This window comes from Ramlibacter agri (genome assembly GCF_012927085.1).
GTDB classification, from domain to species: Bacteria; Pseudomonadota; Gammaproteobacteria; order Burkholderiales; family Burkholderiaceae_C; genus Ramlibacter; species Ramlibacter agri.
Map to the genome: position 1 here is coordinate 623,443 of NZ_JABBFX010000002.1, position 14,104 is coordinate 637,546.

Annotated in this window: 12 protein-coding genes; 5 read left to right on the forward strand and 7 right to left on the reverse strand. The window is 70.6% G+C overall.

Annotated elements, in window-relative coordinates:
- Positions 1-8: 8 nt before the first annotated feature.
- The 4 genes from HHL11_RS21425 to HHL11_RS21440 are packed head-to-tail and all read right to left on the reverse strand — an operon-like array spanning position 9 to position 3,784.
- Positions 9-371: a response regulator gene (locus tag HHL11_RS21425; protein ID WP_169420594.1), complete on the reverse strand. Its 363-nt coding sequence runs from the start codon at positions 369-371 to the stop codon at positions 9-11.
- On the reverse strand, positions 368-1,252 hold the full coding sequence (locus tag HHL11_RS21430; RefSeq protein WP_169420595.1) for a response regulator: 885 nt from the start codon (positions 1,250-1,252) through the stop codon (positions 368-370). The genes HHL11_RS21425 and HHL11_RS21430 overlap by 4 nt, the downstream gene beginning before the upstream one ends.
- On the reverse strand, positions 1,239-2,183 hold the full coding sequence (locus HHL11_RS21435) for a serine/threonine-protein kinase (protein WP_169420596.1): 945 nt from the start codon (positions 2,181-2,183) through the stop codon (positions 1,239-1,241). Before HHL11_RS21435 ends, HHL11_RS21430 begins: the two co-directional genes overlap by 14 nt.
- Entirely contained in the window at positions 2,183-3,784 is a 1,602-nt protein-coding gene (locus HHL11_RS21440; RefSeq protein WP_169420597.1) for a protein kinase domain-containing protein, read from the reverse strand. The genes HHL11_RS21435 and HHL11_RS21440 overlap by 1 nt, the downstream gene beginning before the upstream one ends.
- Before the next feature lie 248 nt (positions 3,785-4,032).
- On the opposite strand from HHL11_RS21440, the gene HHL11_RS21445 reads away from it, so the two are divergent.
- Entirely contained in the window at positions 4,033-7,467 is a 3,435-nt protein-coding gene (locus tag HHL11_RS21445; RefSeq protein WP_169420598.1) for a transglutaminase family protein, read from the forward strand.
- Here HHL11_RS21445 and HHL11_RS21450 read toward each other — a convergent pair.
- The gene (locus HHL11_RS21450; protein WP_240980357.1) at positions 7,439-7,870 is read right to left on the reverse strand and encodes a PAS domain S-box protein; all 432 of its coding nucleotides are present in this window, start codon (positions 7,868-7,870) and stop codon (positions 7,439-7,441) included. The two genes, HHL11_RS21445 and HHL11_RS21450, sit on opposite strands and share 29 nt — an antisense overlap.
- Before the next feature lie 45 nt (positions 7,871-7,915).
- Between HHL11_RS21450 and HHL11_RS21455 the strand changes: the two genes are divergently transcribed.
- From HHL11_RS21455 to HHL11_RS21470, 4 genes are read left to right on the forward strand one after another with little or no spacing between them, the layout of a single operon-like run.
- Complete coding sequence (locus HHL11_RS21455) at positions 7,916-8,680, forward strand: metallophosphoesterase (protein ID WP_169421215.1); 765 nt, start codon at positions 7,916-7,918, stop codon at positions 8,678-8,680.
- Between the two features lie 52 nt (positions 8,681-8,732).
- Positions 8,733-11,348 (forward strand): circularly permuted type 2 ATP-grasp protein, encoded by a 2,616-nt coding sequence (locus HHL11_RS21460; RefSeq protein ID WP_169420599.1) that lies wholly within the window; start codon positions 8,733-8,735, stop codon positions 11,346-11,348.
- The gene (locus HHL11_RS21465) at positions 11,348-12,247 is read left to right on the forward strand and encodes a transglutaminase family protein (protein WP_169420600.1); all 900 of its coding nucleotides are present in this window, start codon (positions 11,348-11,350) and stop codon (positions 12,245-12,247) included. The genes HHL11_RS21460 and HHL11_RS21465 overlap by 1 nt, the downstream gene beginning before the upstream one ends.
- 26 nt (positions 12,248-12,273) lie before the next feature.
- Complete coding sequence (locus HHL11_RS21470; protein ID WP_169420601.1) at positions 12,274-12,726, forward strand: RidA family protein; 453 nt, start codon at positions 12,274-12,276, stop codon at positions 12,724-12,726.
- Here the strand turns inward: HHL11_RS21470 and HHL11_RS21475 are convergent.
- Positions 12,723-13,604, reverse strand: coding sequence for a universal stress protein (locus tag HHL11_RS21475; protein WP_169420602.1), 882 nt, complete (start codon positions 13,602-13,604; stop codon positions 12,723-12,725). The two genes, HHL11_RS21470 and HHL11_RS21475, sit on opposite strands and share 4 nt — an antisense overlap.
- Positions 13,601-13,996, reverse strand: coding sequence for a GreA/GreB family elongation factor (locus tag HHL11_RS21480; protein WP_169420603.1), 396 nt, complete (start codon positions 13,994-13,996; stop codon positions 13,601-13,603). The genes HHL11_RS21475 and HHL11_RS21480 overlap by 4 nt, the downstream gene beginning before the upstream one ends.
- Positions 13,997-14,104: the final 108 nt, after the last annotated feature.

Consider the following 14,104-nt stretch of genomic DNA (forward strand, 5'->3'; position numbering starts at 1 on the left):
TCTCGGGCTCAGATGAACTTGCTGACGATGTCCAGCATGCGCTGCGGGTCGAAGGGCTTGGCCATCCAGCCGGTGGCGCCGGCTTCGCGGCCCTTCTGCTTCAGCTCCGGGCCCGCCTCGGTGGACAGCACGATCAGCGCCACGGGGTCGTAGTTCGGCAGCGCGCGCAGTTCGCGCACCAGGGTCACGCCGTCCATGCGCGGCATGTTGTGGTCGGTGACGACCAGGTCGAACACGCGCGCGCGCGCCAGCTCCAGCGCCTCCACGCCGTCGCCGGCCTGCGCCACTTCGTAGCCCGCGCCCTCCAGCACGGCGGCGACCATCGCGCGCATGGAGCGCGTGTCGTCCACGACGAGAATCGATTTGCTCATTGTTGTTTGCTCCGGGATTTGTCGCGCTTGCGGCTGGAAGGCAGGAACTTCGCGATGACTTCCAGCAGCCGGTCCTCGTCGAGAGGCTTGGTCAGGTATTCGTCGCAGCCCGCCAGCGAGCCGCGCAGCTTGTCGAACGGCGAGCTGCGGCTGGTGAGCATCACCACCGCGGTCTTCTTGATCGCCTGCTTGTTGGCCTTGATCAGCTTGCAGACCTGGTAGCCGTCGATGCCGGGCAGCACCACGTCCAGGAACACGCAGGCGTATTCGCGCGTGCCGGTCAGGCCCACGGCCTCCTCGCCGGTCTCGGCGAAGTCGACCTCGAAGTTGAAGGGCGCGAGTTTCGCCTTCATGAACATGCGCACGGTGGCGTTGTCGTCGACGACCAGCACGGTGTCGCCCAGCGCGCGCTTCTTCGCCGCGGCGGCTTCGGCGGGGTCCACCATCGGGCGTGAGTGGCCGGAGTTGGTGTTCGTGCGGGCCAGGCCCGGCACGCTCAGGCCGAGCGGCAACGTGCCCTCGTCGTCCTTGCGCCTCGCGCCGCTGCCGGTGGTGGTCACCACTTCTTCCAGCGCTTGCAGCAGGCGCGCCCACTGCAGCGGCCGCGCCAGCACCGGGAAGCCCAGGTCGTCCGGCGCCGCGCCGACCAGCACGGCCGGCAGGTTGGCCCGCTTGGACAGCATGCGGAACTCGTTGAGCGCCTCGGCGTTGTCGGCATCGACCAGGTAGATGTCGGCGGAGCCGCTGGCGGTGGTGGCAGGGTCGTACTGCACGAATCCGGGGTCGCGCCGCGCTGCCAGCGCGAAGATGCTGGCAAGCATCGAACGCTCCACGGCGTTGAAGCCGATCACGTCGACCAGGTACTGTTCATTGAGCGTCAAGGGAACCTCTTGCCGATCTCATTCCGGCTGCGGCCGGTCGGGGGGAATCCGGGAATCCGAGGGCGCCAAGGGCCTGCAGCACCGCGCCCGCATCGGGCAGGCGGCACGCCGGATCCTTGGCGAGCATCGCGTCGACCAGCGGCTGCAGCCAGGCCAGGCGCTCGGGCAGCGCGGGCGGCGCCGCCACCAGGTGCTGGGCCAGCACCTCGACCAGCGTCGCGCCGGTGAAGGGCGCCTTGCCGCAGAGCATTTCGTACAACATCACGCCGAGGCTGTAGACGTCCGCGGCCGGCCGCGCCGGCGCACTCTGCAGCTGCTCCGGGGCCACGTAGCGCGGCGTGCCGTACAGCGCGCCGGGGCGGGCGGCGTGCTGCGCGTCGATGGCGCTGGCCAGGCCGAAATCGGCCAGCACCAGCGCCTCTTCGCCGCGCAGCAGGAAGTTGGCGGGCTTGACGTCGCGGTGCACCAGACCCGCGGCGTGCAGTTGCGCCACGGCGCTCGCGGCCTCGCAGGCCACGTGCACCGCCAGCGCAGGTTCCAGCACCTGGCCGGTGCAGGCGGCGAGCGAACCGCCCGCAACGTGCTCCATGGCGAGGAAAGCCACGTTGCCGGCGCAGCCGTGCTCGATGACCTGCACGATGTTGGGATGCGAGAGCTGGCGCGCGACGTCGTACTCGCGGGCGAAGGAAGCGGCCAGCGCGCGCTCGCCCACCTTCAGCGCGACTTCGGACTTGCTCTGCTCGTCCTGGGCCAGCCAGACGACGGAGCGGCGGCCTTCGCCGATGCGGCGCAGCAGGCGGTAGCCGGCCAGGGACAGCAGCACGCTGCCGCCCAGGCCGGTGAGCTCGGTGCCGCTGCCCTGCGGCGCGGAGGCCAGGCCCCAGTCCTGGCCGGACTCGAGCGCTGCGAAACTGGAAGGACTGCCGTGCATCACAATCCCATCTGCGCCAGGTCGGCCAGCAGGGTGCCGGCGTCCGGGTAGCGCTGGTTGCGGTCCTTGGCCATCAGGCCCTCCAGCACGTGCTGCAGGTGCGCGTGGTCCGCGGGCAGCATCGGCACCGGCGCGGAGATGTGCTGATGCAGCAGCTCCTGCGCGGAACTCGCGTGGTAGGGCTTGCGGCCGGTGAGCAGCTCGTAAGCGAGCACGCCCAGGCTGTACATGTCGCAGCGGGCGTCGACCGGTTGGCCGAGGGCCTGCTCCGGGCTCAAGTAGTAAGGCGTGCCGACGATGTCGCCGTCTCCCGTATCGGTGATCTTCATGGACACCTGCTTGGCCACGCCGAAATCGGCGAGGGCCAGCGTGCCGTCCTGGCGCAGCATGAGGTTGTCCGGCTTGAGGTCGCGGTGGACGATGCCCACCTGGTGGATGGCGTCCAGTCCGGCCGCCGTCTGCTTGATGTACTGCAGCGCGGTGGCCGGCGGGATGGGGCCGGCCTTCATGCGCTGGCGCAGGTCGCCCAAAGGGAAATACTCCATCGCGATGTAGGCATGCGCGATGGAGAAGTCCTGCTTGAAGATGCGCGCCACGTTCGGGTGGTGCACCTGCGCGAGCAGCGCGAATTCCTGGATGAAGCGCTGCAGGCCGTCGGCTTCCACCGCGCGGTCCAGGCGCATCACCTTCAGCACCTGCGGCGGGCCGCCATCGGCGGCCTGCGCGAGGAAGATGGAGGCCATGCCGCCCTCGCCGATCTTGCGCAGGACGCGGTAGCCCTCGATCAGGAAGTGGCCGCCCGGGCCGGTGCCCGGGGCAGGCGCGGCGGCGGCGCGCTTGCGCGTCTGGTGGTTGGCGGCGAGCGATTCGCGCAGCATGTCGAAGACCCGAGGCGGCGTCTGCGAGCCCTTGCGGGGCACCAGGCCGGTGATTTCCACCACGTCGATGAAGCTGTCGTCCGGCAGCGCGACCGAGCCGATGCGGCCGCCCTCGGCGCGACCCGCAGCGGCCAGCCGGGTGCCGGACGAGGTGGCGACGCTCCAGCCCAGGTCGGTGGCGGTCACCTCCAGCAGGCGGGCGACTTCCACCGCCTCGCCGAAGGCCTGCACCATGCCGCTTTCCTTCTTGCGGCGGGAGACTTCGGCGGCGCCCAGGTGCACGCCGACCGCCAGGGTTGGCACCGGCACATGGGAGAACTGGGGCCGCGAGGCCATGCCCTGGGCCAGCTGGACGGCCTCGTGCACCGCCAGGATCGCGGCGTGCAGGCCGCGCTGGGCATGGTTGGGTTTCTTGTCGTCGGGCTTGTTGCTGAAGACGGCGAGGATGGAATCGGGGCGGCGCTGGGCGACCTCGCCACCGAGCTTGGTGACGGCATCGGTCAGCATCCGGCGGACTTCGGTGACGAACGCAGCTGCATCTTCGGCATTCAGGGCCTGGCAGACGGCGCTGAACTGGTGCATCCGGGCATACAGGAAAGTCGCCACGACCAGGCCTTCGGCCGACGTGTCCATGGCGAGTTCCGTCGACGGCTGGAAGTCGCCGAGCCGCGGCGGCGCCATGGGCGCTTCGGCTGAGGGGCGTGCTTCTACGGGTTGTCGCATTTGGTTACAGGCTACCGGAAGACGCAAATGGTTACAAGCAACTCAACGCAAACTTTTTCACGTAAGCCCTTACCCTAAAGGCCGAGCAGCATACAAGCAACACCATGCGGGACCAGAGGCGCGGCTGGACGCCCGAACGGTGCGCTAGCTGACGGGGGTGTAGCGCCCAAGCGACCCCGGTCCGCGGAGGCTTGCAACATCTGCAGTCACACCAGCCCTGGCTTGCCAATTGCTACGATGGTCCGGCCATGTCCATCCACGCCGCCCTGAACCACGTCACGCACTACAAGTACGACCGGCCGGTGGCCCTGGGCCCGCAGGTGGTGCGCCTGCGCCCGGCCCCGCACTGCCGCAGCAAGGTCGTCTCGTATTCGCTGCGCGTGGAGCCCGCCAGGCACTTCATCAACTGGCAGCAGGACCCGTTCGCCAACTTCCAGGCGCGGCTGGTGTTTCCCGAAAAGACCACCGAGTTCAAGGTGACCGTGGACCTGGTGGTCGAAATGGCGGTCTACAACCCGTTCGATTTCTTCCTGGAACCCAAGGCCGAGAAGTTCCCTTTCGAGTACGAACCGCTGGTGGCGCAGGAGCTCGCGCCCTACCTCGCAGCGGAGCCGCTGACGCCGCGCGTGAAGGCCTACCTGGAGAAGATCGATCGCCGGCCGCGCGCCACCATCGACTTCCTGGTCGCCCTGAACCAGCAACTGCAGCAGGACGTGAAGTACCTGATCCGCATGGAGCCCGGCGTGCAGGCGCCGGAGCTGACGCTGGAGCTGGCCAGCGGCTCCTGCCGCGACTCGGGCTGGCTGCTGGTGCAGCTGCTGCGCCGCCTGGGCTTGGCCGCGCGCTTCGTTTCCGGCTACCTGATCCAGCTGAAGCCGGACGTGAAGGCGCTGGACGGACCCAGCGGCACCGAGGTGGATTTCACCGACCTGCACGCCTGGTGCGAGGTCTACCTGCCCGGCGCCGGCTGGATTGGCCTGGATCCCACTTCCGGCCTGCTGGCCGGCGAAGGCCACATCCCGCTCGCCTGCACGCCGCAGCCCTCGGGCGCCGCGCCCATCGAGGGCCTGGTCGACGACGCCGAAGTGGAATTCAGCCACCACATGCAGGTGACGCGCATCCACGAGTCGCCGCGCGTCACCAAGCCCTACACCGAGGAGCAGTGGACCGAGGTGCTGGCCCTGGGCGAAGCGGTCGACCGCCAGCTGCAGGCCGGCGACGTGCGCCTGACCATGGGCGGCGAGCCCACTTTCGTCGCCGTGGAAAACCGCGACGCCCCGGAATGGAACACCGACGCCCTCGGCCCCACCAAGCGGGGCTACGCCACCGAACTGGTGCACAAGCTGCGCGCCGAGTACGCCGACGGCGGCTTCCTGCATTTCGGCCAGGGCAAGTGGTACCCGGGCGAGCAGCTCCCGCGCTGGGCCCTGTCGATCTGCTGGCGTGCCGATGGCCAGCCGGTGTGGAAGAACCCGCAGCTGTTCGCCGACGAACGCGTGCCGGCGCGCTACGAAGCCGAAGACGCGCAGCGCTTCATCCGCGGGCTGGCCGGCCGGCTGGGCGTCACCGACAAGTACGTGCAGCCCGGCTACGAGGACGCCTTCTACTACCTCTGGCGCGAGCGCAAGCTGCCGGTGAACGTCGACCCTTTCGAGTCGCGGCTGGACGACGAACAGGAGCGCGTGCGCCTGCGCCGCGTGTTCGGGCAGAAGCTCGACACCCCGATTGGCTACGCGCTGCCGCTGCAGCCGGCCGAGCGCGAGAATCCCGCGCTGCGGGGCGCACCCTGGACCACCGGGCCCTGGTTCTTCCGCGACGACCGCATGTACCTGCTCCCCGGCGATTCGCCCATGGGCTACCGGTTGCCCCTGGACAGCCTGCCGTGGGTCACGCCGGCCGACTACCCGTTCGTGGTCCCGCGCGACCCGATGGCGGCGGTGCCGCCCTTGCCTGCGCATGAAGCGCTGCGCGGGCAGTTCGCAACCACGCCTGCGAGCGAAGCCCCGCGCCAGTTCCAGGACCGCGGCGCCGCTTCCGGCACCCGCCCGAACAGCACCGGCATCGAGCGCATGCCGCAGCGCCAGGAGTCGGCGCCCTGGACCACCCGCACCGCGCTGTGCGTCGAGGCGCGCGACCCGCAGCGGGCCAACGGCCCCAAGGCGGAAAGCCAGCACGGCGGCAAGAGCGGCATGCTCTACGTCTTCATGCCGCCACTGGCCAAGCTGGAGGACTACCTGGAGCTGCTCACCGCGGTGGAAGCGACGGCCGAAGGCCAGGGCGTGCAGATCGTGCTGGAAGGCTACCCGCCGCCGCGCGATGCGCGCCTGAAGCTGCTGCAGGTGACGCCCGACCCGGGCGTCATCGAGGTCAACATCCACCCGGCGCACGACTGGGGCGAGCTGGTGCAGCACACCGAGTTCCTGTACGACGCCGCCTTCGAAACCCGGCTCTCCGCCGAGAAGTTCATGACCGACGGCCGCCACACCGGCACCGGTGGCGGCAACCACTTCGTGCTGGGCGGCGCCACGCCGGCCGACTCGCCCTTCCTGCGCAAGCCGGAGCTGCTGGCGAGCCTGCTGGTGTACTGGCACAACCACCCCAGCCTGTCCTACCTGTTCAGCGGCCTGTTCATCGGCCCGACCAGCCAGGCGCCGCGGGTGGACGAGGCGCGCAACGACCAGCTGTACGAGCTGGAGATCGCGCTGAAGGAGATCGAGCGCAACCGCGAGCTGCACGGCGACAGGATGCCGCCCTGGCTGGTGGACCGGATGCTGCGCAACATCCTGGTCGACGTCACCGGCAACACGCACCGCAGCGAGTTCTGCATCGACAAGCTGTACTCGCCGGACAGCGCCACCGGCCGCCTCGGCCTGCTGGAGCTGCGAGCCTTCGAGATGCCACCGCACGCCCGCATGAGCGTGGTGCAGCAGCTGTTGCTGCGCGCGCTGGTGGCGCGCTTCTGGCGCGAGCCCTGCCGCGCGCCCGTCACGCGCTGGGGCACCGAGCTGCATGACCGCTGGCTGCTGCCCACGTTCGTCTGGATGGACCTGCAGGACGTGCTGAGCGAGCTGCGCATGGCCGGCTTCGCCTTCGACCCGGCCTGGTTCGCGCCGCATTTCGCCTTCCGCTTCCCGGTGGCCGGCCAGCTGCAGGCACTGGGCATGGAGCTGACCATCCGCAACGCCCTGGAGCCCTGGCATGTGATGGGCGAAGAAGGCGCCACCGGCGGCACCGTGCGCTACGTCGACTCCTCGCTGGAACGCATCGAGGTCAAGGTCGACGGCATGAACGAGAGCCGCTACGTGGTGACGGTCAACGGCCGCCCGCTGCCGCTGAAGTCCACCGGCACCGCCGGCGAGTTCGTGGCCGGCGTGCGCTACCGCGCCTGGCTGCCGTCCAGCGCGCTGCACCCCACCATCGGAGTGCATGCACCTCTCACCTTCGACCTGGTCGACACCTGGATGAACCGTTCGGTGGCCGGCTGCCAGTACCACGTGGCCCACCCGGGCGGGCGCAACTACGTGAGCTTCCCGGTCAACGCCTACGAGGCGGAAAGCCGGCGCCTGGCCCGCTTCTTCCGCATGGGGCACACGCCGGGGCGGCTGGAGGTGCCACCCGCCAACATCAACGTGCCCGGCAGCCGCGAGTTCCCGTTCACGCTGGACTTGCGCCGGCCCGCGTAAGCGCCGCCTGCTTCTCCAGGAAGGCCTGCGTCACGTCGCGCCCGATCGCGCCGGCGCCGACGACGCCGCCGGCCGGGTCCTTCACCAGGAAGAAGCTGATCTCGACGTAGATGCGGCCGCCGAACTTGTCGATGGCGCGCGTGGTGCGCACGCGGTTCGCGGCGCGCAGCTGCCCGCTGGCCATGGCTTCGCGGAAGCCCTGGTTGTGCGCCGGCCGGAAGCGCTCGGGGATGATGATGTCGAGGCTCTGGCCCACGGCCTCCCTGGGCGCATAGCCGAAGAGCACTTCGGCCCCGCGGTTCCACAGCTGGATGCGCCCTTCGCGGTCCGCGAATATGATGGCTTCCGCGGCCTGGTCCAGCACGGCCTGCGGCAGGCACCAGGCCTGTTCCATGATGCTCATGCGATCCAATGTAGCACCCTGCGGAGACGAGGCCCGGCCATGGGCCTGAAGCTGCACATCCTCTCCGACCTGCACCTGAGCCAGGCCGGCTTCGCGCCGCCGGCGACGGACGCCGACCTGGTCATCCTGGCCGGCGACATCGCCCGGCCACCGGAAGCCGTGGCCTGGGCCCGCTCGCTGGGCAAGCCGGTGCTGTACGTGCCAGGCAACCACGAGTTCTACGGCGGCAGCCTGGACGGCACGGTGGCCCAGCTGCGAGCCCTCTGCGCCGGCAGCGACGTGCACCTGCTGCACGAGGACGAATTCCGCTGGGAGGGCGTGCGCTTCCTGGGCACGACCTTGTGGACCGACTTCGAGCTGTTCGGCGATGAAGCGCAGCGCGCCGCCGCGGAGGAAGCCGCGAGCCGCTTCATGCGCGACTTCCAGCGCATCCGCGTCAGCGACGGCGCGCCCGCGCTGCTGACGCCACGCGACTCCGCGGCGATGTTCGACCGCCACGCCGCCTGGCTGGCCCAGCGGCTGGACCAGCCTTTCGACGGCGCCACGGTCGTCATCACCCACCATGCGCCTTCGCCGCGCAGCGTGCACCCGCGCTTCGAGGGCTCGCCGGTCAACGCCTGCTTCGTGTCGCGCGCCGAGCACTTGCTGGGAGGCGGGCGCGCCGCGCTGTGGGTGCACGGGCACACGCATGACAGCTTCGACTACCTCGTGGACGGCACCCGGGTGCTGTGCAACCCGCGCGGCTATCGGCGCAACGAGGTGGACGAAAACGCCAACTTCGACCCCGGCCTGGTGGTGAACGTCGGCTGAGCGCGACGCGCGCGTGGCTCCCGCCCGCGCGGGATGGGAGAATCGGCACGCTGTGGACCGCACCAACGAATCGCTGTTCGGCGCGCAGGCCGGTGAAACGCCGGCCGCGCTCGCCGCCGCCCTGGCGCCGCCCGCGGCCCGGGGGCACTACGACGAACTGCGCGGCGGCATCTCCGCCCCGCGCGAACCGTCCGAGCTGGCGAACCACGTGCCGCCCCAGGCCCTGCCCACGGCGGCCTGGTCGCGTTTCTTCGAGCACCTGGGCCACGAAGGCTTCGCCGACCTGAACCGCCGCACCGTCAACCTGCAGCGGCAGGTGCGCGACAACGGCATCACCTACAACGTCTACGCCGATGCCGGCGGGCCGCAGCGGCCCTGGTCGCTGGACCTGTTCCCCTTGATCCTCACGCCCGCCGACTGGCAGAAGATCGAGGCCGGGGTGCTGCAGCGCGTGCGGCTGCTCGAACGCATCCTCGCCGACGTCTACGGCCCGCAGCAGCTGCTGGCGCGTAACCTGCTGCCGCCCGCGCTGGTACTGGGCCATCCAGGCTACCTGCGGCCCATGCACGGCGCCGAACCGGCGGGTGGCCGCCGCCTGCACATCGCCGCCTTCGACATCGCGCGCGACCCGAATGGCGCCTGGTGGGTGGTGACGCAGCGCACGCAGGCGCCCTCCGGCCTGGGCTACCTGCTGGAAAACCGGCTGATCACCTCGCGCCTGTTCCCCGAGGCCTTCCGCGAGCTGAAGGTGCAGCGCCTGGCCGCCACCTATCGCGCCCTGCTGGAAAGCCTGGTGCGGGCCTGCCCCGCCGGCGGCGGCGAGCCGCGCATCGTGCTGCTGACGCCGGGCCCGTACAACGAGACCTACTTCGAGCACGCCTACCTCGCGCGCTACCTGGGCTTGACGCTGGTCGAAGGCAGCGACCTCACCGTGCGCGACCAGCGCCTGTACCTGAAGACGCTCAAGGGGCTGGAGCCGGTGCACGGCGTCTTGAAGCGCCTGGACGACGAGTTCCTCGACCCGCTGCAGTTGCGCGCCGATTCGCACCTGGGCGTGCCCGGCCTGCTGCAGGCGGTGCGCGCCGGCAACGTGCTGGTCGCCAACGCGCCCGGCTCCGGCTTCCTCGAATCGACCGCCCTGCTCGGCTTCCTGCCGGCCCTGAGCCGCCATCTCCTCGGCGAGGAACTGAAGCTGCCCGCGCTGCCCACCTGGTGGTGCGGCGAGCGCGCGGCGATGGAAGCCGTGCTGCCGCAACTGGGCCAGCACGTGATCAAGGCGACCTATGCCGGCGCCGGAGCCGGCGCGGTGCTGGGCAAGAACCTGGCGCGGCGCCAGCTGGATGAATGGGCCGGCCGCATCGTGCGCGAGCCCGACCTGCACACGGTGCAGGCCTACCTGCCGCTGTCGCAGATGCCCACCTGGAAAAGCGCCGCCGCGGGCGACCGCATCGTGCCGCGCTCGCTGCTGCTGCGCGTGTTCGCGGTGTCCGACGGCGCGCAGGGCTGGCGCGTGCTGCCCGGCGGGCTGACGCGCATCGCCACCGCGGAGTCGGAGATCGCCTCCATGCAGCGCGGAGGCAGCAGCGCCGACACCTGGGTGCTGACCGAAGGCACGGTCGATACGTCCACCCTGCTGCAGCACGAGCACCCGGCGGTGGACACGCCGCACCGGAACCGCACCGTGACCAGCCGTGCGGCGGAGAACCTCTTCTGGCTGGGCCGCTACACCGAGCGCACCGAGAACACGGCGCGGCTCGCACGGCTTGCCATCGAAAGCCTCAACGGCGAGGACCAGAACTCGCAGCCGCTGCTGGCCTGGCTGGGCGAGCTGGCCGCCGCCAACGCGCTGGTGCTGGCCGCGGTGCCACCGGCCACGCAGGCGCGCCGCGTGTTCGAGCGCTCGCTGGTCGCTGCGCTGGGCGACGTGCAGGGCGCCAACAGCGTGGGCTACAACCTGTCCGCGCTGCGCGGCGCCGCCTCGGGCGTGCGCGAGCGGCTGTCGCAGGAGCAGTGGAACCAGATCGTGCAGGCGGACCAGGAATTCCGGCGCGGCTGCGCGGCCTGCGGCACCGAGGGCGATTACTCCTCGGTCGACGCGCTGCGCGTGCTGGAACTGCTGTCGGCGCACACCGCCGCGATGACCGGCGCGCAGACCGACCGCATGACGCGCGACGACGGCTGGCGGCTGCTCTCCACCGGCCGCCACCTGGAGCGCCTGGGCTTCCTCGCGCAGGCGCTGCTGTGCGCCTTCGAGACCGGCGCGGTGGAGGACGAAGCGGGCTACGAAGCCGTGGTGGCGCTGTTCGACAGCACCATCACCTTCCACGCCAGCTACCAGCAGCGCCACGACATCCCCGCGCTGCTGGACCTGCTGGTGCTGGACCGCGACAACCCGCGCTCGCTGGGCTGGGTGGCGCAGACGCTGCGCGGCCGGCTCGCCAAGCTGGCGAACATGCCGCCGGGCAAGATGCCGGTGATGGCGATGATCCTGCCCGACCCGCAGGCCTGGACCCTGGACGCGCTGTGCCAGCGCGATGCACAGGGCCAGCCCGCGCGCCTGCTGGAACTGCTGCGGCAGTGCGTCGATGCTTCGTACCGGTTGTCCGACGAACTCACGGCGCGCTACTTCGCGCACGCGGATTCGAGCCGCCATTCGGTGGGCGCCTGATGCTTCTCCACGTCCTGCACGAGACTGCTTACGACTACGTGCCCGCAGTCCGCACCGCGCAGCACATGGCGCACCTGAAGCCCGCGCACGGCGGGCACCAGCGGCTCCTGGACCACAAGCTCACCGTCGACCCGCTGCCCGCGCAGCAGGTGGAAGCCGTCGATGTCTTCGGCAACACCCGCACCTTCTTCAGCCTGCAGGTGATGCACGAGCAGCTGCGCGTGCTGGCCGAAAGCCTGGTCTCGACCTCGGCCGCGCCGGCGCCGGAGTGCGAGCTGGCCTGGGAGGATGTGCGCGAGCGCATGCGCTACCACCGCGGCTCGCGCTACGACCCGGCCGCCGAGTTCGTGTTCGCCTCGCCCTACGTGCCGCGCGACGACCTGTTTGCCGCGTATGCGCAAGCCAGCTTCGCGCCGGGGCGGCCGCTGCTGGAAGCGGCGCAGGACCTGATGCACCGCATCCACGCCGATTTCGAATACGCCACCACGGCGACCGACGTCAACACGCCGGCGCTGGAGGCGTTGGCCCTGCGCAAGGGCGTCTGCCAGGACCTGGCGCACGTGATGCTGGGCGGCCTGCGCAGCCTGGGCCTGCCGGCGCGCTACGTCAGCGGCTACCTGCTGACCGAGCCGCCGCCGGGGCAGCCGCGGCTGGTGGGCAGCGATGCCTCGCATGCCTGGGTCTCGGTCTACCTGCCGGGCGAAGGCGGCGGCGCGGCCGGCACCTGGGCCGACCTCGACCCCACCAACGACCGCGCGCCGGGCGAGGATTACGTGACCCTGGCCATCGGCCGCGACTACTCCGACGTCTCGCCGATGCGCGGCGTGATCCACGGCGGCGCGAACCACTCCTTGCGCGTGGCTGTCACGGTCTCCCCATCGGAAGCGCCTGCTGCCTAGAATCGGCGCATTCCAAGGAGAGTGCGATGGACATCTACGAAAAACTGAAGGAACTGAACATCACGCTGCCGCCGGTGGCAGCCCCGGCCGCGGCCTACGTGCCTTTCGTGCGCACCGGCAACCTCGTCTTCATCTCCGGGCACATCGCCAAGAAGGACGGCAAGGCCTGGGTCGGCCAGCTGGGCAAGACCCTGCAGACCGACGAGGGCAAGTCCGCCGCGCGCGCCATCGCGATCGACCTGATGGGCACGCTGCACGCGGCCATCGGCGACCTGAACCAGGTCAAGCGCATCGTCAAGGTGATGAGCCTGGTGAACTCCACGCCCGACTTCACCGAGCAGCACCTGGTGACCAATGGCGCCAGCGAACTGCTGGGCCAGGTCTTCGGCGACAAGGGCGCCCACGCCCGCAGCGCCTTCGGCGTCGCGCAGATCCCGATGGGCGCCTGCGTCGAGATCGAACTGGTCGCGGAAGTCTAGGCTTCGCGGACGAGCGGCCTCCGGCCGCTCGCTTCGGCACCCCGGGCCCCCGCCTGCGCGGGGGTGACGACGATCAAGACGTCGGCGCGCGCCGCTGCCAGCACCCGCTGCGTGACGCCGCCCAGGAAGAAATCGGCCAGCATCCCGCGCTGCCGCTTGCCCAGCACCACCAGATCCGCGCGCATGGCACGCTCGCGCGCCAGGACGGACGCAGCCGCGTCGCCGAAAGTCACGGCGAGCCGCGCGCCGTTCGGCCCTGCTCCCGCATCCGCGATCAGTTCCTGAAGCGACAGCCGCGCCCGCACCTCCGCGGTGCCGCGTTGGCGCCGCAGCACCTCGTGCGAGGCGTCGGCCAGCCGCAGCGTGGCCTCCGCATCCAGGCGCAGCGCATGCAGCACTTCCATGCGCGGGTCGCGCGAGAACAGGCCCGCGGTCGCGATCACATGGCTGGCTTCGGCGCCCAGGTCCACCGGCACCAGCACCCGCCGGTAGCCGGCGGTCACGGGACGCTTCACCACCAGCACCGGCCCGCGGCACAGGCGCAGCAAGCGCTCGGCCTGCGTGCCCAGCACGAATTCGCGCAGCGGGTTGCCGCGCCGCGAGCCGATCACCAGCAGGCTGGCTTCGCGCGCCGCACGCACGGCGTGCGTGAGCGGATCGCCCTCGCATGGCGGCGTTTCCACCGTGATGACCAGCCGCTCCCGCAATGCAGCGGCAAGCCGCGGCGCATCGTGTTCACCACCAGCCGCGCCGGAGTGCAGCAGGCGCAAAGGCACGCGATGGTCGCGCGCCACCAGCGCGGCACGCCAGGCGGCGTTGGCCGCCGGCGCGCTGCCATCGACCAGCGCGAGGACCGGCGCATCGAGCCGCGCCGTCATGCGCCGAAGTCGCCATGGGCTTCGGGCTGGAACAGCACGGCGAGGATGCGGGCTTCGCCCCAGCGGCCCTGCGGTCCATGCCAGCGCGCGGTGTCGCCGACCTGCAGCCCGAGCAGCGCGCTGCCCACCGGCGACAGCACGGAGATGAGGCCGCGCGATGGGTCGGCATCCTCGGGATAGCAAAGCGTCAGTTCGTAGGGCGGCGCATCCCAGGCCAGGTCACGCAGCAGCACCTGCGTGCGCATGGTGACGAGCGTGGGAGGCACCGCGCGCGGCGCCACCAGCTCGCTGCCAGCGAGCATTTCCTGCATGGCCTCGCTGCACGGCAGGCGCGCAAGGCGGACGTGATCGATATGCGTGAGCGTGCGCTCCCGCTGGAGAGTGGTTTCCACTTCCGGGTCTCCTTGAAGCTGTGCGCTTGGAGCTGGCCCGGCGATTCGATTTGGCGCTAGAGGGGAAAAGTGTGAATCGCCGGGCTCAGGGAAGTGCTGCCGGCGTTC

Coding starts and splice junctions, on each gene's coding strand:
- HHL11_RS21425 (WP_169420594.1), bottom strand. CDS start 371: ATGAGCAAATCGATTCTCGTCGTGGACGACACGCGCTCCATGCGCGCG.
- HHL11_RS21435 (WP_169420596.1), bottom strand. CDS start 2,183: ATGCACGGCAGTCCTTCCAGTTTCGCAGCGCTCGAGTCCGGCCAGGAC.
- HHL11_RS21440 (WP_169420597.1), bottom strand. CDS start 3,784: ATGCGACAACCCGTAGAAGCACGCCCCTCAGCCGAAGCGCCCATGGCG.
- HHL11_RS21445 (WP_169420598.1), top strand. CDS start 4,033: ATGTCCATCCACGCCGCCCTGAACCACGTCACGCACTACAAGTACGAC.
- HHL11_RS21450 (WP_240980357.1), bottom strand. CDS start 7,870: ATGAGCATCATGGAACAGGCCTGGTGCCTGCCGCAGGCCGTGCTGGAC.
- HHL11_RS21465 (WP_169420600.1), top strand. CDS start 11,348: ATGCTTCTCCACGTCCTGCACGAGACTGCTTACGACTACGTGCCCGCA.
- HHL11_RS21470 (WP_169420601.1), top strand. CDS start 12,274: ATGGACATCTACGAAAAACTGAAGGAACTGAACATCACGCTGCCGCCG.
- HHL11_RS21475 (WP_169420602.1), bottom strand. CDS start 13,604: ATGACGGCGCGGCTCGATGCGCCGGTCCTCGCGCTGGTCGATGGCAGC.